At 65.5% G+C, this 20,578-nt stretch carries 23 protein-coding genes; 6 read left to right on the top strand and 17 right to left on the bottom strand.

The window, feature by feature from the left end; all coding sequences use genetic code 11:
* Nucleotides 1-161 precede the first annotated feature (161 nt).
* Nucleotides 162-1,016, top strand: a complete 855-nt coding sequence (locus tag B6V74_RS06735; protein ID WP_168184193.1) for a CHAD domain-containing protein — start codon at nt 162-164, stop codon at nt 1,014-1,016.
* Here B6V74_RS06735 and B6V74_RS06730 read toward each other — a convergent pair.
* Nucleotides 1,013-2,659 (bottom strand): lysine--tRNA ligase, encoded by a 1,647-nt coding sequence (locus B6V74_RS06730; RefSeq protein ID WP_088722346.1) that lies wholly within the window; start codon nt 2,657-2,659, stop codon nt 1,013-1,015. The genes B6V74_RS06735 and B6V74_RS06730 overlap by 4 nt on opposite strands.
* Before the next feature lie 105 nt (nt 2,660-2,764).
* On the opposite strand from B6V74_RS06730, the gene B6V74_RS06725 reads away from it, so the two are divergent.
* Nucleotides 2,765-3,187 carry a tellurite resistance TerB family protein gene (locus B6V74_RS06725; protein ID WP_075774054.1) on the top strand — a complete coding sequence of 141 codons (423 nt, stop codon included), beginning with the start codon at nt 2,765-2,767 and terminating at the stop codon, nt 3,185-3,187.
* Nucleotides 3,188-3,241: 54 nt separating this feature from the next.
* Here B6V74_RS06725 and dacB read toward each other — a convergent pair whose 3' ends face one another.
* From dacB to B6V74_RS06690, 7 genes are all read right to left on the bottom strand, one after another.
* Nucleotides 3,242-4,669 carry a D-alanyl-D-alanine carboxypeptidase/D-alanyl-D-alanine-endopeptidase gene (dacB, locus tag B6V74_RS06720; protein ID WP_088722345.1) on the bottom strand — a complete coding sequence of 476 codons (1,428 nt, stop codon included), beginning with the start codon at nt 4,667-4,669 and terminating at the stop codon, nt 3,242-3,244.
* 50 nt (nt 4,670-4,719) lie between these two features.
* Nucleotides 4,720-5,337 (bottom strand): nicotinate-nucleotide adenylyltransferase, encoded by a 618-nt coding sequence (locus B6V74_RS06715; RefSeq protein ID WP_088722344.1) that lies wholly within the window; start codon nt 5,335-5,337, stop codon nt 4,720-4,722.
* A 27-nt stretch (nt 5,338-5,364) separates the two neighbouring features.
* On the bottom strand, nt 5,365-6,483 hold the full coding sequence (locus B6V74_RS06710; RefSeq protein ID WP_168184192.1) for a GGDEF domain-containing protein: 1,119 nt from the start codon (nt 6,481-6,483) through the stop codon (nt 5,365-5,367).
* Nucleotides 6,484-6,593: 110 nt separating this feature from the next.
* Nucleotides 6,594-7,205, bottom strand: coding sequence for a heme NO-binding domain-containing protein (locus B6V74_RS06705; RefSeq protein WP_088722342.1), 612 nt, complete (start codon nt 7,203-7,205; stop codon nt 6,594-6,596).
* Between the two features lie 60 nt (nt 7,206-7,265).
* Nucleotides 7,266-8,999, bottom strand: a complete 1,734-nt coding sequence (locus tag B6V74_RS06700; RefSeq protein ID WP_075774049.1) for a DUF4153 domain-containing protein — start codon at nt 8,997-8,999, stop codon at nt 7,266-7,268.
* Between the two features lie 53 nt (nt 9,000-9,052).
* Nucleotides 9,053-9,757 carry an HAD family hydrolase gene (locus B6V74_RS06695; protein ID WP_075774048.1) on the bottom strand — a complete coding sequence of 235 codons (705 nt, stop codon included), beginning with the start codon at nt 9,755-9,757 and terminating at the stop codon, nt 9,053-9,055.
* 46 nt (nt 9,758-9,803) lie between these two features.
* A complete protein-coding gene (locus B6V74_RS06690; protein ID WP_075774047.1) occupies nt 9,804-10,082 on the bottom strand; it encodes a DUF3572 domain-containing protein in 279 nt (92 codons plus the stop codon).
* A 143-nt stretch (nt 10,083-10,225) separates the two neighbouring features.
* Between B6V74_RS06690 and B6V74_RS06685 the strand changes: the two genes are divergently transcribed.
* Entirely contained in the window at nt 10,226-11,620 is a 1,395-nt protein-coding gene (locus B6V74_RS06685; RefSeq protein ID WP_088722341.1) for a diguanylate cyclase, read from the top strand.
* 103 nt (nt 11,621-11,723) lie between these two features.
* On the opposite strand, the gene B6V74_RS06680 is transcribed toward B6V74_RS06685, so the two are convergent.
* From B6V74_RS06680 to B6V74_RS06665, 4 genes are all read right to left on the bottom strand, one after another.
* Nucleotides 11,724-12,230, bottom strand: a complete 507-nt coding sequence (locus B6V74_RS06680; protein ID WP_088722340.1) for a periplasmic heavy metal sensor — start codon at nt 12,228-12,230, stop codon at nt 11,724-11,726.
* Nucleotides 12,230-12,652 (bottom strand): hypothetical protein, encoded by a 423-nt coding sequence (locus B6V74_RS06675; protein WP_141104907.1) that lies wholly within the window; start codon nt 12,650-12,652, stop codon nt 12,230-12,232. Before B6V74_RS06675 ends, B6V74_RS06680 begins: the two co-directional genes overlap by 1 nt.
* On the bottom strand, nt 12,645-13,229 hold the full coding sequence (locus B6V74_RS06670; protein ID WP_075774043.1) for an RNA polymerase sigma factor: 585 nt from the start codon (nt 13,227-13,229) through the stop codon (nt 12,645-12,647). Before B6V74_RS06670 ends, B6V74_RS06675 begins: the two co-directional genes overlap by 8 nt.
* A 94-nt stretch (nt 13,230-13,323) precedes the next feature.
* Entirely contained in the window at nt 13,324-14,211 is an 888-nt protein-coding gene (locus B6V74_RS06665) for a hypothetical protein (protein WP_088722338.1), read from the bottom strand.
* A gap of 188 nt (nt 14,212-14,399) precedes the next feature.
* Here B6V74_RS06665 and B6V74_RS06660 point away from each other — a divergent pair, with 188 nt between their 5' ends.
* Nucleotides 14,400-14,801 (top strand): DUF983 domain-containing protein, encoded by a 402-nt coding sequence (locus tag B6V74_RS06660; protein ID WP_075774041.1) that lies wholly within the window; start codon nt 14,400-14,402, stop codon nt 14,799-14,801.
* The gene (locus tag B6V74_RS06655; protein WP_088722337.1) at nt 14,794-15,501 is read left to right on the top strand and encodes an NUDIX hydrolase; all 708 of its coding nucleotides are present in this window, start codon (nt 14,794-14,796) and stop codon (nt 15,499-15,501) included. The genes B6V74_RS06660 and B6V74_RS06655 overlap by 8 nt, the downstream gene beginning before the upstream one ends.
* Here B6V74_RS06655 and B6V74_RS06650 read toward each other — a convergent pair.
* The 5 genes from B6V74_RS06650 to msrB form a co-directional block, all read right to left on the bottom strand.
* Nucleotides 15,498-16,400: a DMT family transporter gene (locus B6V74_RS06650; RefSeq protein WP_240497069.1), complete on the bottom strand. Its 903-nt coding sequence runs from the start codon at nt 16,398-16,400 to the stop codon at nt 15,498-15,500. The two genes, B6V74_RS06655 and B6V74_RS06650, sit on opposite strands and share 4 nt — an antisense overlap.
* A complete protein-coding gene (locus B6V74_RS06645) occupies nt 16,397-16,912 on the bottom strand; it encodes a lipocalin family protein (protein WP_146694527.1) in 516 nt (171 codons plus the stop codon). Before B6V74_RS06645 ends, B6V74_RS06650 begins: the two co-directional genes overlap by 4 nt.
* The gene (locus B6V74_RS06640; RefSeq protein WP_088722335.1) at nt 16,900-17,250 is read right to left on the bottom strand and encodes a hypothetical protein; all 351 of its coding nucleotides are present in this window, start codon (nt 17,248-17,250) and stop codon (nt 16,900-16,902) included. The genes B6V74_RS06645 and B6V74_RS06640 overlap by 13 nt, the downstream gene beginning before the upstream one ends.
* On the bottom strand, nt 17,250-18,296 hold the full coding sequence (locus B6V74_RS06635) for an aldo/keto reductase (RefSeq protein WP_088722334.1): 1,047 nt from the start codon (nt 18,294-18,296) through the stop codon (nt 17,250-17,252). The genes B6V74_RS06640 and B6V74_RS06635 overlap by 1 nt, the downstream gene beginning before the upstream one ends.
* An 80-nt stretch (nt 18,297-18,376) precedes the next feature.
* Nucleotides 18,377-18,817, bottom strand: coding sequence for a peptide-methionine (R)-S-oxide reductase MsrB (msrB, locus tag B6V74_RS06630; protein WP_088719581.1), 441 nt, complete (start codon nt 18,815-18,817; stop codon nt 18,377-18,379).
* 120 nt (nt 18,818-18,937) lie between these two features.
* On the opposite strand from msrB, the gene B6V74_RS06625 reads away from it, so the two are divergent.
* Nucleotides 18,938-20,560 carry an acyl-CoA dehydrogenase family protein gene (locus B6V74_RS06625; protein WP_088722333.1) on the top strand — a complete coding sequence of 541 codons (1,623 nt, stop codon included), beginning with the start codon at nt 18,938-18,940 and terminating at the stop codon, nt 20,558-20,560.
* Nucleotides 20,561-20,578 lie beyond the last annotated feature (18 nt).

The raw sequence follows: 20,578 nt of genomic DNA, 5'->3' as shown, positions 1-20,578 counted from the left end.
CGAAAGCGCCCGCGCTTCGGCCCGAAAAGAGCTAGAAGGAAAGATTAAAGAAGACCTGATACCTCCGCGCGCCGCGCCGCCTCTCCCGCTTCGCAGATGACAGCGTCATGCGCCTGTCATATCCTCGCGCCACATCGGGAGTGCAGCCGAGAGGAGCGCAGATGGTCTACGCCATATCCCCCGACGACAAGACCCCAACGAAAGCCCTTCGCCGCATCGCGCGCAGCGAGCTTGGAACGGCCATGAAACTGGCTGGGAAACCCGATCCTTCGGTTCACGCCCTGCGCAAGGCGATCAAGAAGACCCGCGGCCTGATCCGTCTCTTCGCGCCGCACTTCGCGGATTTTTACAAGGAAAACGAGACCTTGTCCGAGGCTGCCCGCGGCATATCCGGCCTGCGAGACGACGAGGTGATGCGCGCCTCGTTGATCCGGCTGGGGCGCGAAGGGCCCGATCTTGATGGCGCCTCGGCGGCCCGCACCATGCTCGAAGCACTCCCCGCAACCCCGCCCCCGAAGGAAGGCGATATTTCGACATTCGTCAAACGCGTCACGGAAATCCGCAAACGCGCAAAGGATTGGGAGGTCAGCGCAAAGGGCTGGCCCGCCTATGAGACCGGATTGCACGAGACCCTGAAAGATTGCCGCAAGCGTCTGAAAACCGCCCAGAAATCACACGCTGGCGCAGACCTCCACCATTGGCGGACGCGGGTGAAGCAGCACTGGTATCACACCCGCCTGCTCGCCCCAATCTGGCCCGAGATGCTGCACCCACGCGAAGACGCGCTCGACACTCTGGGCGAGTTGATCGGAGATCATCACGACCTGCATGTGCTCGAGATGAGGGTGCCCGAGCATCTCGATCCCGAAAGGGCCGAGGCGTTGCTTGCATTGATCCGCACCGAATCCGCCCGGCTCGAGGCCGAAGCCTTCACTCTCGGCGCCAAGATATTCGCCGAGCCCCCCGAGCCGCTCTGCGACCGCTGGGGGGCTTGGTTCGAACTCTGGAAAGCCTAGGCGACCAGTTCGCCCGCCAGCGCCCGCTCGATCAGCGCGACGGTCTCATCGACACCGTAAAGCGCGATGAACCCGCCGAAGCGCGGCCCTTGGCTCTGACCCAAGAGTACCTCGTAGAGCGCCTTGAACCAATCGCGCAGGTTGGCGAATTCGTGGTTCTTGCCGACCGCGAAGACGACCGACTGCAGGAACTCGTCACTGTGGAAATCGGCCTCCGGCAGCGGCTCGTCGTTGCCTGCCGCCGCGTTCTTGCGCGCGATCTGATCGAGCGCCGCCTCTTCCGATTTCAGCGCCTTGGCCAGATCTTCCAGCGCCGCCCGCTCTTGCTCGGAGGGCGCGCGGAAGACCAGCGTGGGTTTCACGAAGTCCTCGAAATACTTCAGCGCGAAGCCTGCCGCCTGATCGAGGTCCGGATTGCCTTCCGGGCTCGCCTCGGGCGCATAGCGCTTGATGAAACCCCACAGCCCTTCCTTCTCGGTCGCGCCTGCGACGCTCGCAAGATTGAGCAACATCGCGAAAGGCACCACCATCCGGCTCTCGGGCGGATTGCCGCCATGGATGTGCCAGACCGGGTTGTTCACCTGTTGCTCGATCGGCTGATCCGGATAGGCCCTCAGCTGCTGGTGATATTCGTCCACCGCTTTCGGGATCACGTCGAAATGCATCCGCTTCGCGGTCTTCGGCTTGAGATACATGAAGTAGCTCAAGGACTCCGTCGCGGCATAGGTCAGCCACTCGTCGATCGAAAGGCCGTTGCCCTTCGACTTCGAGATTTTCTCGCCATTCGCGTCGAGGAACAGTTCATAGGTGAAGTGCTCCGGCGCACGCCCGCCGAGGACGCGGCAGATACCGTCATAGATCGGCGTGTTGGTCGAGTGATCCTTGCCATACATCTCGAAATCGACCCCGAGCGCGGCCCAACGCATCCCGAAATCGGGTTTCCACTGCAGCTTCACGTTGCCACCGGTGACCGGCAGCGTCCATTCGCGCCCTTCCTCGTCGTCGAAGGTCACGGTGCCGTCGCGCGCGTTGACCTCCTTCATCGGAACATACAGCACGCGGCCCGTCTCGGGATGGATCGGCAGGAAGCACGAATAGGTCTGCTGACGCTCTTCGCGCAGCGACTTCAGCATGATTTCCATGATCTGATCATATTCCTGGGCCGATTTCATCAGCATCTCGTCGAACCGGCCCGACTTGTAGTAGTCGGTCGCGCTCGCGAATTCGTACTCGAAGCCGAACGTGTCGAGGAAACGGCGCAGCATCGCGTTGTTGTGGTTGCCGAAGCTGTCGAAATCGCCGAACGGATCGGGCACCGAGGTCAGCGGCTTCTGCTCGTGCTGGCGCAGCATGTCCTGATTAGGCACGTTGCTCGGCACCTTGCGCATCCCGTCCATATCGTCCGAGAAGCACAGAAGCTTCGTCGGGATATCCGAGATCACCTCGAAAGCGCGACGGATCATCGTCGTGCGCGCAACCTCCCCGAACGTGCCGATATGCGGCAGCCCCGACGGCCCGTAGCCCGTCTCGAACAGGACATAGCCCTTCTCCGGATCGCGTTTCTCGTAACGCTTGAGCACCCGGCGGGCTTCCTCGAAGGGCCAGGCCTTGGATTTCATCGCAGCGTCACGCAAGCTCGTCATTGCATACCTCATGAAGGCGCCCCGTGCGCCCGGTCGCGCCTGACCTATTGAAGCGAAGGGGGACAGTCAATAATTAGCACTCGAACACCATCAAGGAGCTCCGACTTGCCAGACGTTCTCTCCTCGCTTTCGCCCCAAGACGCGCTCGTCGCCGTGATGGTCGCGGTGTCCGCCGCCGACGAGGACGTGCCGACCTCGGAACTCGTCGCCATCGAGCGGATCGTGAACCACATGCCGATCTTCGCGGGCTACGATTTCGACCGCGTCTCCCGGGTCTCGCGCTCTGTGTTCACACTGTTCGAAGAGGAAGACGGGCTCGAAGCGCTGTTCGGCCTGGTCCGCGATGCGCTGCCCGAGCATATCTTCGAGACCGCCTATGCGCTGGCCTGCGACGTAGCTGCGGCCGATGGCACGATCCGACAGGCCGAGTTGCGTCTGCTGGAGGAGATCCGCGGCGAGCTGGCGATCGACCGGCTGCACGCCGTCGCCATCGAATGGGGCGCGAAAGTGCGTCACGTCACGCTCTGATCCTCGGCGGCACTTCGGGCGGGAACGCGGCATGTTCACCGCCCGGATCGCGCCTCACCCGTAAATCCCGGCCCAACGTTCCAGTAGCTGGCTCTGCAGGATTTTCGACGCACGCACCCATTGCACCTGCCCCGGCGGGCGCGGTGCGGAGCCCGCGCGCCGGCGACGGTCGAGATCGGCGGTGAAGATCGCAAACACAAGCTCGGTGCCATCCGGCGCGGTCATGTAGCCCGCCAAGGTCGAGACGAAATTGAGCGTCCCGGTCTTGGCATCGACGCTGAACGGCTGCGATTTCGAGGCCCTACCCGTCGCATCGCGCAGCTTGAAGGGTTTCATCAAGCTGCGCAGCCCCATCGGTGCGCCAAGATTGCGCAGCGCCGCGACCATGTCCTGCGGCGAAATCTCGGCATCGGCGCGCAACCCGGAATGGTCGGTGAACCGGGCCGAGCGTGCGCCCGTGCGCTGCTGCAGCCATTGGGTCATGGCCTGCCCCGATTGCATCAGGGAACTACCCGCGCCCAGCCGTTTGCTGACCGTCATGCCCACCGCCTCGGCGGTGATATTGGTCGAGTATTTCATCATCGCGCGCAGCACTGGCACAAGCGGATCGCTGCCATGGCTTACCAGAACCGTGCCGCCGGGCAGGTTGCGCGCCTCTTCCGGCGCGGGCAGCGGCGTGCCCTGTGCGCGGGCCAGCGTCTGGAACACGTCGCCCGCATAGGCCGCGGGATGGCGCACCGGCAACCAACGGCTTCCGCCACGCCCCAGAGCCGCCGAGGCGACCGTCCAATGCTCTACCCCGCCGCGATCCGAATAGGTGAACGTGGGTGAGGACCGCTTCGCGATCGAGGCTTTCGCTGTATAGGCCTGAGGCTGCACGTCGCGCCCACGCGCGTCCATGCTCAGCGCCCAGCCGCCCCCGGAGCGACGCCATTGGAAATGCACGCGATTGAAATTCAGCATCAGCCCGGAGATCGACGGGTTGTAGCCTGCGAAAATCGGCTGATCATTTGCGATCTCGCTCTTGTACGGAAGCGCGCCGGCCCAGGTCAGGAACCGCCCCGTGACGCCCTGCACCCCCTTGGCTGCGAGCGACTTCGCCATCGCATTGAGATCGTCGGTCGTCAGCGTGGGATCGCCACCGCCCGCGAGGATCAGATCGCCCTGAATCCGCCCGCCAGAGATTGGCCCCGTCGCGATCAACTGCGTACCGAAGCGGAAATCCCCGCCCAGTTGCTCCATCGCGTAAATCGAAGTGATCGATTTGAGCGCGGAGGCGGGCGGCATCGCTTGGCCGGGATTGCGCTGTTCAAGGATCTGGCCCGTTTTCATATCTGCCACGACATAGCCGACATCGCCGCTCAGCCCCGCCATCCGAACCAGTTCGGCGGCTGCGGGCGCCTGACCCAAAACCGTTTTCGGAGTGACGAAAAGCGCGGCGCCACCCAGCAATGCAAAGCGACGCGATATCGTTAGCGGCATGGCGATTCCCCCTCGGCGTTAGCCCGAGCGTAGCGCGCCCTGCGCCGTCTTCAAGCAGGCGTCGATGCCCCCCAGCCGCCTTTCTCGCGAATTTCCGTGGAGGAAATCGACGACATCGGGATGTTTACGAAGCACCAGCGTGGCGCTGGCCCGTCGAGCAGGCGCTGCGAGGCAACCGCGGGCAATTCGGCCCGCGCATAGATGCGCGCCGCGCGCGCCCAACGCCCCGGCATCCGCCAGCCCGGACGCGCCAGAACGCCGATCGACACGCTTTCTATGATCGTCCGCCAATGGTCCCAGCGATCGAGCTGTACGAGGTTATCCGCTCCCATCAGCCATGCGAAATTCACACCGGGATAGAGCGCACGCAGCGCGGTGATCGTGTCGGCGGTGTAGCGGGTACCGAGCCGCGCTTCGATATCTGTCACCACGACCCGAGGGTCTCCCCCGAGGATGGCCCGTGCACTCGCGATCCGCTGATCGAGCGGTGCAGGCCCATGCGCCTTGAGCGGGTTGCCGGGGCTCACGACCCACCAGACCCGGTCGAGGTTGAAACGGCGCAGCGCCTCGCGCGTGATCAGCACGTGACCTTCATGCGCAGGATCGAACGACCCGCCCAGAAGACCGATGCGCTGTCCGGCGCGGGCAAATGGGAAACCTTGTCTCATGCGCTGCCCTTACCCGAAGGCGACCGGTCAGGAAAAGAGCGTTTTATGCGTATCAGACGCCGAGTTAGGCGGTCGCGGGCGCCTGCGATCAACCTTTTCGGACGATCTCGACCCGAAACGAAGGCATCCGCGCCCTGCTGCCTTCGCCGCATAGGTTGCCCGGTCGACATCGCTCTGCAGCGCCCCGATCACAAGCTTCTCGTAGTCGCGTGACAAAACCGCGCCGACCGATCCGGACACCACGCACTCCTGGCCCTGATACCATTTCGGTGTCTCGATCTGTTCGATAATCCGCGCCGCAAGAGCCCTGACCTCCGCGTGACTCGGAGCGCCCCGCAGCAGCACGAGAAATTCGTCGCCGCCCATGCGCGCAACAAGATCGTCCCCGCGAACGCTTTCGCACAGGTTGCGGGCCACAAGTTGCAACACGTAATCCCCTGCCGCATGGCCCCGACTGTCGTTGATCGCCTTGAAGTGGTCGAGGTCGATCTGCAGCAAAGCGAAATGCGCCGCGTCATTCGTCGCGTGATCGACTGCCTGCGCAAGCGCCTGCGCCATTGCGCGGCGGTTGGCGAGTTTCGTCAGCGGATCGGTCAGCGCCTGTTTCTCTGCAGCTTTGCGGGCCTGATCGAGCCGCCCGGTCAAGGCTCGCAATTCTTCCATCACGAGCGATTTGGCTTCTTCCAGGTAAAGCATTTCCATCGCGAGATCCGCGGCGGAGAAGTCGCGTTCTGTCAGGTCGAACTCCGCCACGAGTTCACGCAGGTGAATACCGAAGCTGAAATTGAGGAGCATATCGCCCGCAGTCGCGCCTGCAGATGTCTGCGCAGATAGCCCCACATGGCTGACGACCGCGCCACGCAGGCTCACCTTAGGATGCATGCGCAGGGTGACATGCAGTACCTCCTCCGCCATCAGCGCACCAAGCGAACGCCCGCAGCGACCGGCCTGACCATCGCAATCGCGTGTCTCGCAATTCCTGCACAAGGTATCCGTGCAAAGACGACCTGTCGCCCCTCGTCGCGCGACCGCGAAAAATCGTGCGAACGGCGCGCCGAGGATCTGCGCCTCGGGCACACCGAGCACCTTGCGCAACGTGCGACCGACGCCAAGGATGCGCGCCCGCTCGTCTATCCAGAGAAACATCGGCAAAAGCCCGGTCAGGAGGGGCAGCCAATAGGCCTGGCCGCCCCGGTCAGGCGGCGGCTCAGTCGGTGCAGCCCTCGGGGCAACAGTGGTTTTGGCCGGTGCGCCCATCACACCTCTCCAGTCATGTGCGCTAGGGCGAATTGACGCGCCTCGGCATGGGCGGCGTCGAGCAGTTGGATTGTCACCACCTCTTCCGCCGGCTCGAATATCCGCGGGTCGCGGCCTGCCCTGCGCTGCGGCATTTCAATAAGCGCGAGGCTGCCATAGTCATCCGCCATCGCACGCAGAATACCCGCCAGCACCGCCCCCCAGCCCGGCACGTCCCCGATGACGCGAAGACGAAACTGGCCCGACTCGGTGGCAACAAGATGAAGATGCGGCAGCTCGAGATCGGGCAACGCCATTCGCGCGCGGTCGTGCAACTCGTTCAGCGAATTCAGGAACCCGCGATAATCGCACCCGCCATAGCGCAACAGGCGCCGCACGGCTTCGCGCGTGCACAGATGCGCACCAAGGTCCTCGAGCAACTCGGACCGTTCACGCCCCAACGCGTCGCAAGCGGTATCAATCAGCCGCAAGGTTTGCGCATCGGCATATGGCAGCAGCGGTTCATAGCCTTCACTCGGCAGCTCCGCGCACCGCCTAACACGCGCGCAGAGCGCCGCCCCGTGGGTGTCGGTCAGGAAGTTTTCGATAGAGCGGTTGATCAAGCCGAGCATGTGCCCTCCTTCCCGCCACGCTAGCGACCAGAAGTTAACAAAGCTCCAAAATCGCTCGGCTCAGCGCGAGAGCGGCAACAGGCGCAGCCCACCGGCCTCGAGCGACATGATCCCGCTTGGGACGACTTTCATCTCGCCGCGCTTGATGGCGGCGATGACAGGTGCCAGATCGACGCGGAAGCGCGGTTCGCCCTGCGCGTCGACCACGCTACCCCACCCGATCGAATCCCAAGCCCCATCCGACTGGCGCAGAACGTAGATCGCATCGCGATCGGGCAGATGCAGCAGGACCATCGCCTCGTCGCCGGGTACATCTTTCAGGAAATCGGCCTCGATCAGGGCGCAATTCGCCGCAGCGCCCTCGCCAGAGGCGCAAAGCCCCGACGCGACTTCCGGAGCCCGCGCGCGGATCGCATCGAGCAACGCATCCTCGGGCGGCGTTGCTCCGGGCGGCAGCACGAGATCCCGGCGCAACTGGGCGCGCGCCGCACTATCCCCTTCGCCCCCATCCGCCGACGGGCGCAGACGCGCCAAGGCGGTCGCGAGCGCTCGATCATCACCGGCTTGGGCCTCCAGCTCCGAGTAGGCCGACTGCCCGGCAAGCCCCCATTGGTTTTTCAAGGCGTAGAGCGGCAGGGCCCCCGCAGTGATCCGCCCGTCGCGATAGAGCGCCAGTTGCGAGCGCGCGGCGATGGCATTCGCATCCAGCACTGGCGTCAGCCACGCCAGAGCCGCGAGAAACAGCACGCCCGCCATCGCGATATTGATCCGCCGCAGGCGCGCCATCCAGCCGCGCCCCAGCAGGACAGAGCCGGCATATCCCAGTGCATATCCCGCGAGCAGCACGATCAGCACCGCCTGCGCCACGCGCCCTGGCGTCCAGCCCTGCGCCGTCACGCTTTGCCAGCCGGTCCAGGCCGCTGCGCCGACCAGCACGGGCAGCGCCAGCGCCAGCCCCTGAGCCGACAGCCGCAAAACCCGGGCCCGCACTGCGCTGTGATCGTCGCGCTCCACGCCGATCGAGATCAGCGTTACAGCGGCCACGGCCATCGCCAGCAGCGTCTCGATTTGCGAGAACCCGATCAGCGAGACCTGCCCGCGGCGCGCAATGAACCCGGCCACGAAGATCACGGCGACCAGCAGGACGGGCGGCAGCAACAGCCTGAGAAGCCGCAGTATGAGGGTAGGAGAGATCATCTCCTCCAACTCGGTCACCACCGCCAGCCCGAGCCCGAGAATGCCGCCCGACACAGAGAACGCGAATAGTTTCTGGCGCAGAAGCTGACGCAGGAAATCGAGGTCTACGCTTTCGAGCAGGCGCGCCGAGAGATAGAGGACGAGCCAGACCATCCCGAGGAAAATACACGCGGCGGCATAGCGCACGACGATATTCCATGCATGAAGAAACAGCGCTGGATAGTCGTTCCACGCGAGACCGCCACCCCGCGCCACGGCCATCGCGAAGGGCATCGGCAGCGTCGCCAGAACCGCGAGCGCGAGCATCTCGAACGGCATGAATCCCGCCAGCGACTCGGTCGGAGAATAGCCGAGCGATGCCCACCAGCCGAGCAGCGCGACCGGAATCGCAATCAGCGCCGCCGCACCAAAGGCCTTGCGCCAGCCGATCTCGCCCAGCATCGCCAGCGCGGTCGCGAAGAACACCGTTCCCAGAACCGAGACGCCGAATTGCCCGTGGGCGTCGAGCGGCAGCGCCGTCTGCAACTCGCTATCGAGAGCCCAGAAGAACACGCCCGCCAGCAGCCCGAGCAGAATATGTTGCAAACGTAGTTGCATGCGTCCCTCTCCTGTTCTTGCGCGAGGCTCTCGCGCGCATCCGACGCGTCTCGTCAGCCCGCGCGCTGTGCGAGCCAGTCGGGAAGCCCCCCGATATGATCGAGCACGGCATCGGCCAGCGGAGCAAGATCGTCCCGCATCGCTGGCCCGCTCAATACGCCGATCGCGATCATCCCCGCCGCGCGCGCCGCGTGCAGATCATGCTGGCTGTCTCCGACCATCACCACCTCCGCCGGGTCCAGACCGAGCGAGTCCGCGAAGGCCAGAAGCGGGCTCGGCGTGGGTTTCGCGCCATGCCCGCTGTCATAGCCGATGATCAGGTCGAAAAGATCGGTGATGCCCGCCTGCGCCGCATGCGCGCGCGCCGAGGACTCGGCGTCGTTCGTGCAAATACCCAGATGCAACCCGCGCGCGCGCAGATCAGACAGAAGCTTGCTCAGCGGCACCGGCTCCACCAGCGGCACATCATGCGCTGCGCGCTCCAGCTCGATTACCAGGTCGTCGAGCGTGCGCCCCGGCAGATGCGGCAGCAACAATTCTGCCGCCTCCCGGACCGTGCCCGCGATCACCGGCGAGTGCGGCTCGAACTCCACCCGCTCGAGGTCGAACCCGATCGCCTCGGCAAGCCGCGCGGCCTGACTGGTGTCTTCGGCCAACGCCTCGATCTGCAGCTTCGCCCAAGCGCCCCATGTCGCGTCGAAATCGAAAAGCGTGCCATCCTTGTCGAACAGCACCGCCCGTATCTTGCCGCCTGCCATCTGCGATCCGCCCTCCCTTTGCGGGCAGATTGCCCAAAGCGGGGCGTCAGGTCCAGTGGCGCAGATCGCCGCGCCCGAGAACCGCGCGGGCCTGCATCAGCGCCTCGGGCTGCACCCCGAGGTCCTGCGCGCAATCCAGAACCACCTGATCGTCCTGCAGGACATGGTCGAGAACCCCTGCGAGGAAGTCCGGATCGCTCGCCTGCGCACGCAAATCATCCGCGCTCGCCCCGGAATTGGCGAGGAATGCACCGATCAACTCTTCACGGCTGACGAGCCAACCGAGGGTCTGCAATGCGAGCGTGTGAGCGTTTTCTTGCCGCATGGCGGATCCTTCTCTGTCAGGGGAAACGCTTTGTTAACCTATAGATCGCTAAGGTCAAGAAAAGGCGCGTCCAGAAGCTCGCGCATTCGCGATCGCCCTGCCGCAAACCGGAGGACGCAAGAGGTTGTAAGGAGTAGCCTGGAATGCCGGGAACGATCCTCATCGTTGATGACGTGGCGACCAATCGCATCGTGCTGAAGGCGAAGCTGACCGGTGCGCGCTACAACACGCTGCAAGCTGCGAGCGCAGCAGAGGCGCTCGCCCTCGCCACAACGGAACGGCCCCGCCTGATCCTGCTCGACATCACCCTGCCCGACATGACAGGGGAGGCTGTCATCAAACGGCTGCGGAACGATCCACAGACACGGCGCATCCCGATCATCGCAATGACGCAGCGCGACATTCCGCAGCTGCGCGTGGCGCTGCTGGCGGCCGGGGCGAACGATGTCCTCGTAAAACCTTTCGACGAACTCGTGCTGCTCGCACGTCTGCGCAGCCTGATCCGCGCCCATGCCGGCGACGAGGATTCGGCCCTGCGCGAACAAACCTGCCGGGCACTCGGTTTCGCCGAGGCCGCGAATGAATTCGCACCTCCCGCCCGGATCGCGATGATCGCCCCCGACCCGGCCGAGGGGATGCGCTGGAAAGCCGCGCTCGCACCGCGGCTCGAGGCCAGTCGGATCCTGTTGACCAGTTACGAACAGCCCTGCGGCGGCGACCCCGCGCGCCGCCCCCCCGATCTCTTCGTGATCGGCGCGGATCTCGTGCATCGCGGGGACGGGCTGCGGCTGATGTCGGAATTGCGCTCGCATCCAGAAACGCGCCACGCAGCGATCCTGATCGCGTGCATGCCCGAAGCCTCGGAGACGCAAGCGAGCGCGCTCGATCTAGGGGCGGACGACCTTCTGCCCTCGGATATCTCCACGCCACTAGCAGCACAGGAAACGGCACTCCGGATCGGCGCGCAGCTGCGCCGCAAGCAGCTCTCCGATCAACTTCGCCTCTCGGTCGATGAAGGCTTGCGTCTCGCGCTGGTCGATCCGCTGACCGGGCTCCACAATCGCCGCTACGTCAATGCGCATCTGGCTCGCATGTCCGAACGCGCGCGCAGCACCGGCCGCGGCTACGCGGTGATGCTGCTCGATCTCGATCGCTTCAAATCGGTGAACGACACCTATGGCCACGGCGCGGGGGACGAGGTGCTGACCAATATCGCCCGTCATCTGCGCCGCAGCCTCCGCGACGTCGCCCTGATCGGTCGCATCGGCGGCGAGGAGTTTCTCGTGGCGCTGCCGGACAGCTCGCTCGATGAGAGCTATCGGATCGCGGAACGGCTCCGACGTGATATCGAGGAGACAACAATCACGCTTCCGGACGGAAGCAAAATGCAGGCCACGATCTCGATCGGCCTCGCATTCGGCGGCACCCGTCGCGACGACCCACAGCATCTTATCGACGAGGCCGATGCAGCTCTTCTCTGCGCCAAGGGAAGCGGCCGGAACCAGGTCTCGCTCGCCTCTCACACGAACGCAGCGTGACGCCTGGAAACAGCATCACGCCACGCATGATGATGAGACGAGCCGAAACTCTTCACTATTTCAGATAGCGGCCAACTCCGACGCGTCGGCCATCGCACCGGCCTCAAGGCTTGTCCTGACGATCCCTGTCGCGGTCTTTCTTGTGCCGGTCGAACCGCGCCGCACCCTCGCGCAGACGCTCGGCGAAGCTGTGGCGGGCCGCCGGGCTCATTGCGTCGAGCCTGTCGAGGATCAGCCGCTCGCCGATATCGACCCGCTGCACGGTCCGCGCCTTGTGCCGCTCGAGCAGCTTGGCCACCTGATCGCGATCCCACGGCTCCGCGTCGATCGCGCTGATCAGCGCCGCCATATCGCTGCGCGCCTGCCGCCGCATGTCGCGGAATTCGGAGCCACGCGCCTGCGCCGCCTTGCGCAGCGCGTCGCGGTCTTCGGGGCTCAGAGCTCCGGTGAAGGCGCCAAGGCTGACATCGCCCACGACCGGGCGCGGCGCATGCCGCTCATGGCCAAGCCAGCCGCCGATGAAAAATCCCAGCAGCAGCAGGTTCAGCACCGCGGACGCTATCAGCGCCCAACGCAACCCCCGGCCGTTTCGCGTCTCGGCAATCGCCATCAGAACCCTCCTTCATCGACGAAGGCGAAGGTATCGCCTTCGGGTAGCAGGTTGACCGTGCCAAGGCTTTCGGTCGTGCTGCTGGCGTAAAACGGGCTGAGCGCGCCGATCTCGTCTGCGCCCACAAAGCCGATCCAGACCCCGGCCAGCGCCGCCGTGACGAGGCCGCCCATCGGAGCCCAGCCGCCGAACGCGCCGCGAAGCGCGTCCCAGATACCGGCTAGGACATCGGGTGCTTCGGACCCATCCGCCGGGGCCTGGCGCGCAAAGGCTGCTTGCTCCGCCTCGGCATCGGCCAAAACCCGGGCAAGGAAGCCCTCGCCTGGCTCGGCCCCGCCCGCCGCGCGCGCTTCGCTGAAAAGCTGCTCCAGCGCCGCGTCGTCGAATGCGTCCGTCTCGCGATCCATGCGTTTGTCAGTCATCGCCAAACCCCAATTTCTCTCGCTGCCCCCGAAGCAGCTTGCTCAAAGCGCGCTTTCCCCGCGCTGTCAGACTTTCTACGGCTTCGACGCCGGTTTCCATCGCGGCAGCGATCTCGGGATTGGACAAACCGTCGATATGTCGCAGTGTCACCGCGATCCGCTGTCGTTCCGGCAATTGCTCCAGCGCGGCTTCCAGCGCCGCCACGCGGTCGCGCGCGATCAACTCGTCCAGAGCGCTCGCCCGGTCATCGGCCACCTCGGGCGCCTCGTCCAACCCCACGCCGCGGCGCTTGCGCAGCCGGTCCGTCGCGAGATTGGCAACCACCCGGTAAAGCCATGTCGAGACCTTGGCCTCGCCGGCCCGCCATTCCGGCGCGATCTTCCAGAGCCGCAAAAGCCCCTCTTGCGCGACATCCTCGGCCTCGGCCGCGTCGCGAAGATAGCGATAAGCGAGCCGGTAGGCCAACGGCCCGAAGCGCAACGTCAAAGCCCGCGCTGCCGCCGGGTCGCCCTGCGCGTATAGCTCCAGCAGAGCCTCGTCCGAAGCCTCGTTCATCGCATCCAGTGCCATCGTCATTCCGTCAAAGGCCTAGCCTGCTTTCCCTACGCATGCAATTTGACATGCGACCGGGGCGCACTGCTGCGCCCCGGCTCTTTGTACTGCTCGAAACTCAGTTCGCGGATCGGCCCGAGCCGTCGGCCGGACCGCTGCCCGGCCCCTGACCTTGCCATTGGCCAGCACCGCCGCCCGGTTGCATCGGCGGCGTGCCCTGAGGGCCTTGACCGTTCGGGCCCTGCCCCATCGGACCATCCCCTAGCATCATCCGGCCATAGCCGGGGCCATATTCGTCGCGGTCGTCGTCCCAGCCCATGCGGTCATGGCCGTAGCGATCCCCTTTGCCCATGCGGTCGTACCCATGGTGATCGCCCTTGCCCTTCCGGCCATGCTCGTAGCGGTCGCGCATCCGCTGCATGAACCTCTTGGCCATCTGCATCTCGTCGGCGCTGACCGCCCCGTCGCCGTTACGGTCCATCCTCTCGAACATGCGCGTCGGCATCGGGTGAGCCATCAGTTCTGCGGCCGACAACTCGCCATCGCCATTGCTGTCCTGCGCAGCGAAACGCGCCTTCACGCGGGCCTCGACGCGGGTCTTGACCTTCGCCATCTCGAAATTGACGAGTTCTTCTTGCGAGACCATGCCGTCGCCATTCGCGTCGAGCGCCTGCGCGTCGGCGGCGCGCTTGGCTTGAATCTCGTCCATCGTCACCTGACCGTCGCCATTGCTGTCGAAACGGCTGATGTCGAAGCCGAAGCCGCGTCCGCCCCGACCGTCCATCGCACCGGGCTGCATGGTCTGCCCCATACCGTTGACCGGGCCATTACCTTGGCCAGCGCCGGGACCGTTACCCGGTCCGTTAGCTGGCCCCTTCCCCGGCATCGCCTGTTGCCCCTGCATCTGGTTGCCGGTCTGGTTCTGCGCCACCACCGGCATTGCGAGGGTGATCGCGCTCCCTGCGAGGATCGCCGCGACGAGGGTCTGCCTGTTCATGACTTTCATAAGAAACTCCTGTTCTCGCTCCCACGGCACGTCTCGCGCCGTCGATGTCTGTCCCAACGCGGCACGCGCAGCATTCCGTCGCGAATCTCACACACCCGTGATAGACCCGCCGGACTTTCCATCCGCTCCGGCTGCCGCCATACTGCCCGGCAAACGGGCGGAGAGAGACCGCCACAAGGGAGAGCGCAATGCAGTCGCATGACGAATATCACGATGACCGCCCGCTGGGCCGCTCGATCGGGCGAGGCCTGCGCTGTCTCTGTCCGGCCTGCGGCAAGGGGCGGATCTTGCACAGCTATCTCAAGGTGCGCGACACTTGCCCGTCCTGCGGCGAGGACCTCTCGCACCAGCGCGCTGATGACGGCCCGGCCTATCTGACGATCCTGATCGTGGGCCATCTCGCGATCCCGATGATGGCGGCCTATTTCATCGCTTTCCGTCCCGGCCCGTGGGAGATGATCTGGATTTTCGGCATCGGGTCGATGGTGCTCTCGGCGATCCTGTTGCCGCTGATGAAAGGGATGCTGGTAGGCATCCAATGGTCGCGCCGGATGCATGGTTTCGGCGAGGGCGAGATCGTTCATGACTGACACCAAGCCCCCGGAGGACAAAACCGCGCTGCGCGATGCGGCGAGCGTGATCGTCCTGCGCCGTGACGGGACGACAGCTCCTCGTGTGCTAATGGGTCAGCGCGGCGCTGGGGCCGCGTTCATGCCTTCGAAATACGTCTTTCCGGGCGGTGCGCTCGACGCTACCGATTGGGAGGTGCCCTTCGCGTCTCCGCTGCCCGCGCCCGATCATGCGCGGCTCGAGGCCGATGCGCCGAGGGGCATCGGTGCGGCCCTCGCCGCCGCCGCCCTCCGCGAGTTGTGGGAAGAGACCGGGCTCGTGCTGGGCGAGAAAAACGCCTGGCCCGGCGCGGTGCCCGCCGATTGGCAGGGCTTTGCCGATCTGGGCTTTCTGCCCTCGGCGGCCGATCTGCGTTTCGTGTTCCGCGCGATCACGCCGCCAGGCCGTCCGCGCCGCTTCGATGCACGGTTTTTCCTCATCGACGCGGACGCAATCCAAGGCGATCTCGACGATTTCTCGCGGGCCTGCGACGAGCTCTCGCATCTGCATTGGGTGCCCCTGCCGGAGGCGCGCGCGCTGAACCTGCCGTTCATCACCGAAGTCGTGCTGGCCGAGATCGCGGCGCTGATCACCACCGATCACGCGCTTGGCGCGCCGCATTCGGTGCCGTTCTTCGATAATCGTGGATCGCGATCGGAGTTCCGGCGGATCGGGCTCTAACGCCCCGCCAGCACAATCACGATCAGCGACACCACGACGAGCGCGATGCCCGTTCCTTCGCGCTTGTGCAGCCGCTCGTGGAAGACCAGCGCCGAGGCAAGCAGCGTGAAGACGATCTCCACCTGTCCCAGCGCGCGCACGAAGGCCGCGTTTTGCAGCGAGAAGGCAGTGAACCAGCCCGCCGAACCAAGAACGCCGGTGATCCCCACGAGCACCGTGCGCCGCCACGCGCCGAACACGCGGGTCAATTCGCCCGGCTCGCGCAACCGCAGATACAGCCCCATGCCGAGCGATTGCGCGAAGGTCGCGCAGGCCAGCGCGACGATGGCGCGAGCGAAGAAGTCGAGCGGCTCAAGCTCCAGCGTCGCTCCGCGATAGAAGATCGAGGACAGGCCGAACAGCGCCCCTGCCCCCACGCCGTAAAGCGCCGCACGCGGGTTGAAGCCGCCTTCGGGCGGCTTGGTCAGGAACAGCACCCCCGCCAGCCCGATCGCAATTCCGATCCAGCCGATGGGGCCGACGAACTCGCCAAGGATGATCGCGGAGAACAGCGCGACCTGCACCGTCTCGGTCTTGGTGAAGGCCACGCCCACCGCGAAGTTGCGCAAGCCGAACAGCGCGACCGTCAGGAAGGTCGCCGCCACCTGCGCCGCGCCGCCCGCTATGACGAAACCCCAGAAGGGGCCGCTCAGATGCGGCCACCGCGTGGCGGTCGCGGCCAGAAAGCCCAGCGCCGTCACCGCCGCGAGCGGGAAGCCGAACAGGAAGCGTGAAAACGTCGCGCCGCCGACCGAGAGTTGCGCTCCCGCCAACAGCTTTTGCAGCATGAAGCGGATGGTCTGAACCGCCGCCGCGAACAGGGTCACCCAAACCCAGAGATGCGCCGGCGCGTCGGTCACTTGCCGACCCGCGTCATCTCATAGCCGTTGAAGTCCATGACGTCGCGCGCCGCCTTGATCAGATCGGGCCGGGGCGGGGTCTGCCGCGACAGGATCATCCCCCAACGTCCCGACGGCGTGCCGAGCACAGCCACCCGATAATCGAAATCGACCCAGAGCACCCAGATCGGCTCACCGCCGAACGCGTCCTTCGCCAGAAGCCGCCCGCCCGGCCCGGTCAGCGTGACCGTCTCGTCGACGGCAGCCGGTGTGATCGCGCAATTCGTGCCGCGCAGGTGATAGGCGCTCTTGCCGTCCCACGTCCAGTTTTGCGTGCCCGAGCAGCCCGGAATACCGCTTTCGACGACATGCCACTCGCCAGCGAAGCGCTGCGGATGGAACAGCGAGGCCGAAGAGATCAGCGCCCCCGGTTTACGCAGCGTGGCGGTCTCCGGCTGAGGCCCACAGCCCGCGAGGGTCAGCGCGAGCATGCCGCCCAGCGCGGCGATCTTCGCCCAGCTCATTGCACGCATAGTTGCATCGGGTAGCCCGCCTCGCTCATCACGTCGTTACAGCCCAGAAGCGGTGTTACCGGAGCGCAGGTCTTGGAGCGCGCGAGGCATTCGCCCTCGCATTCGCTGCCCGCCTGGCAGCTCTTGCCGCTATCGGAGGTCATCTTCACGCAGATGAACGCCCCGTCGCGCGCGACCCAGTTGCCGCCGCGCGCGACGCATTCGAATTTACCGGCATCGATCTTTTCCTGCCCGACCAGCGGCAGTTGCTCTGCCGTATCGCCCCCGTCCGTGGCGCCGAAAGGCTTGCAGGCCGCGAGGGCGAGTGCAGCACCCAGAAGGATCGACGCCGCCCGCATCAATAGGGCATCGGGTAGTGCTTATGGAGTTCCGCGATCTTGTCGAGCAGTTCCTTCGGCAGTTCCACCCCTTCCGCGTCGAGGTTAGGTTTGAGCTGGTCGACCGAAGTCGCGCCGACGATCGGGATCACCGGGAAGGGACGGCTCATCACCCAGGCGATCGCCATCGTGACCGGGTGCAGGTCGAACTCCTTGGCGAGCGCCACATAGCGGTCCGCGATCTCGAAAGCGCGCGGATTGGCCCGCCCACCGAGATTGTTGACCAGCGACCGACGGGTATTCTCGGGGATCACGTCGCCGGAATATTTGCCCGTCAGGATACCGGCCGCGAGCGGCGAATAGGCCAGCAGCGTCACCTTCTCCTGTTGGCCGAGCTCGCCGAGATCGAGATCATAATAGCGGCACATCAGCGAATACTCGTTCTGGATCGATTCGACGCGCGGCCCCTTACCCGCCGCAGCCAGTGCCAGCCATTGCGCGGTGCCCCAGGCGCTCTCGTTCGACAGACCGAATTCGCGGATCTTGCCTTCCTGGCGCAGCGCCTCGAGCGTCTCCAGACAGGCGCTCATATCGTCGAGCACCTCCTGCTTCGAGGGCTGCTTCGACGGATTGAAGCGCCACGTCTTGCGGAAGTGATAGGAGCCGCGATTGGGCCAGTGGAACTGGTAGAGGTCGATGTAATCCGTCTGCAGCCGGGTCAGCGAGTCCGTCACAGCCTGCCGGATCCGGGTCGGGCTGATTACCGGGCCTCCCTCGATCGCGTGCGAGCCTTCGCCGGTGATCTTCGTCGCCACCACGAGATCGTCGCGCTTGCCGCGCTTGGCCAGATAAGTGCCCACGATCTGCTCGGTCCGGCCCAAGGTCTCGGCCTTGACCGGGTTCACCGGATACATTTCCGCGGTGTCGAGGAAATTGATCCCGCGGTCGAGCGCGAAGTCGATCTGATCGTGGCCCTCAGCCTCGGTGTTCTGGCTGCCCCAAGTCATCGTTCCGAGGCATATCTCGGACACCATGATCCCGCTTTGACCAAGTTCCAGCTTGCGCATTCCCGCGCCCCCTTTGTCATTTGATGTTGCGCGGACCCTGCCACCGGGCCGCGGGAAGGTAAAGACCCCTGACCCGGTGCTTATTCGACCCGGTCCATATACTCGCCGTAGCCCTCGGCCTCCATGTCTTCATAGGGCACGAAGCGCAGCGAGGCGGAGTTGATGCAATAGCGCAGACCGCCCTGATCGCGCGGGCCGTCGGGGAAGACATGGCCCAGATGGCTATCGCCATGTTTCGAGCGCACCTCGACGCGCGTCATCCCGTGGCTGGTATCGGTCAGCTCCACGACATGATCGTCGATCAAGGGCTTGGTGAAGGACGGCCAGCCGCAGCCCGCGTTGTATTTGGTCGAGGAGGCGAAAAGCGGCTCGCCCGAGACCACGTCGACATAGATGCCCTTGGCGGAGTGGTCGTCATATTCGCCCGTGAAGGGGCGCTCGGTGCCGTTTTGTTGCGTGACGCGGTATTGCTCGGGGGTGAGTTTCGCGATCGCGTCGTCGGATTTCTGCCATTTGCTCATGATGGGTCTCCCTTTCGCGCCTGATCTAGGCGGCGGCGGCCGCGAGAAAAGCCCTGCCGCCGCGTTTCACTCGCATGTTTTACGGCGCGCGCCTACCATCCGGATCAGGAGGAGTTTGCCATGACCACGCCCGATCCCCGCGCCGATCTGCCCACCCATCACGTCGAGAACCAGCCGCCCGCGCGCGGCGACGTCGATTTGTTCGGCGCGGATGCGCCTCTACGCGAGGCCGTCGCGCGGGCGGGCGGTCAGACAGATACGCTCTCGGATTACGGCCGGACCCTCGGCACGACCGAGATGCGCGAAGCCGGGCGCGACGCGAACCGCTACCTGCCGGAGCTGCGGTTGTTCGACATGGGTGGACGACGGCTTGACGAAGTGCGCTTTCACCCCGCCTATCATCGCTTCATGGAGGCTGGAATCGGCGCGGGCTACGCCGCGCTGCCGTGGGAAGGCGCGAAGGGCGGCCACGCCACCCACGCCGCGATGGTCTATCTCGCGAGCCAGGTCGAGCCCGGCAGCTGCTGTCCGATGACGATGACCTATGCCGCGGTGCCCGCGCTCGAGGCCACGCCCGAGATCGCCGCGATCTGGCGCCCGAAACTGACCGCGCGCAGCTACGACCCGCGCGTGCTGCCGGTGGGCGAGAAGACCGGCGCGACGCTCGGCATGGCGATGACCGAGAAGCAGGGCGGCTCGGACGTGCGCGCGAACACCACCCGCGCCGAGCCGGCGGACGGGCATTGGCGGCTGACCGGCCACAAGTGGTTCTGCTCCGCGCCGATGTCGGACGGGTTCCTGACGCTGGCGCAGACCGACAAGGGACTGAGTTGTTTCCTCGTCCCGCGCTGGCTGGAAGGCGAGCGCAACGCGATCCGAATCCAGCGGCTGAAGGACAAGCTGGGCAATCGCTCCAACGCGTCCTCCGAGATCGAATATGAGGGCGCGTTGGCCCATCTTCTGGGCGAGGAAGGCAGGGGCGTCGCCACGATCATCGAGATGGTGCATCACACCCGGCTCGACACCGCGCTCGCGCCTGCGGGGCTGATGCGCGCGGCGATCTCCGAGGCGCATCACTGGGCCACGCATCGCGCCGCCTTCCAGCGGCGCCTGATTGACCAGCCGCTGATGCGCGCGGTGCTGGCCGATCTGACGCTGGATTGGGAAGGCGCGCTGACGCTGGGGATGCGCGTGGCGCAGGCCTTCGACAGCGCCCGCCCCGAGGATCGCGCCTTCGCCCGGATCGGCGTGGCGCTCGCGAAATATTACGGTAACAAGCGCTGCCCCGTGGTGACTTACGAGGCGATGGAGGTGCTGGGCGGCATCGGCTACGTCGAGGACACGCCGATGCCGATGCTCTACCGCGAGGCCCCGCTGAACGGCATCTGGGAAGGCTCGGGCAACGTGATCTGTCTCGACATCCTGCGGACCCTCGCGAAAGAGCCGCTGGCGGCGGAGATGCTGCGCACCGAGCTGGACGCGGCGCGCGGCACCGATCCGCGCTATGACGCGGCGCTGGCCGATCACCTCGCCCGCTGGCCTGCGCTCCCACCCGAGGCCGAGGCGCGCTGGTTCGCGGAACGGCTCGCGCTGCTCCTGACCGCGTCGCTGCTGATCCGAAATGCACCTGCTGCGGTGAGCGACGCCTTCGTCGCGACGCGGCTTGCGGGCGAGGCGGGCCGGACCACGGGGGCGATGGCGGGCAGCGATGTCTCTGCTATTCTGGACCGGATCGCTGGCTGAGACTGCGGAAGCCTCCGG

This window comes from Thioclava sp. F42-5 (assembly GCF_002213195.1).
Classification (GTDB): Bacteria; Pseudomonadota; Alphaproteobacteria; order Rhodobacterales; family Rhodobacteraceae; genus Thioclava; species Thioclava nitratireducens.
The sequence above is the reverse complement of the archived record's forward strand: the minus strand, read 5'-3'. Positions and strand labels throughout refer to the sequence as shown.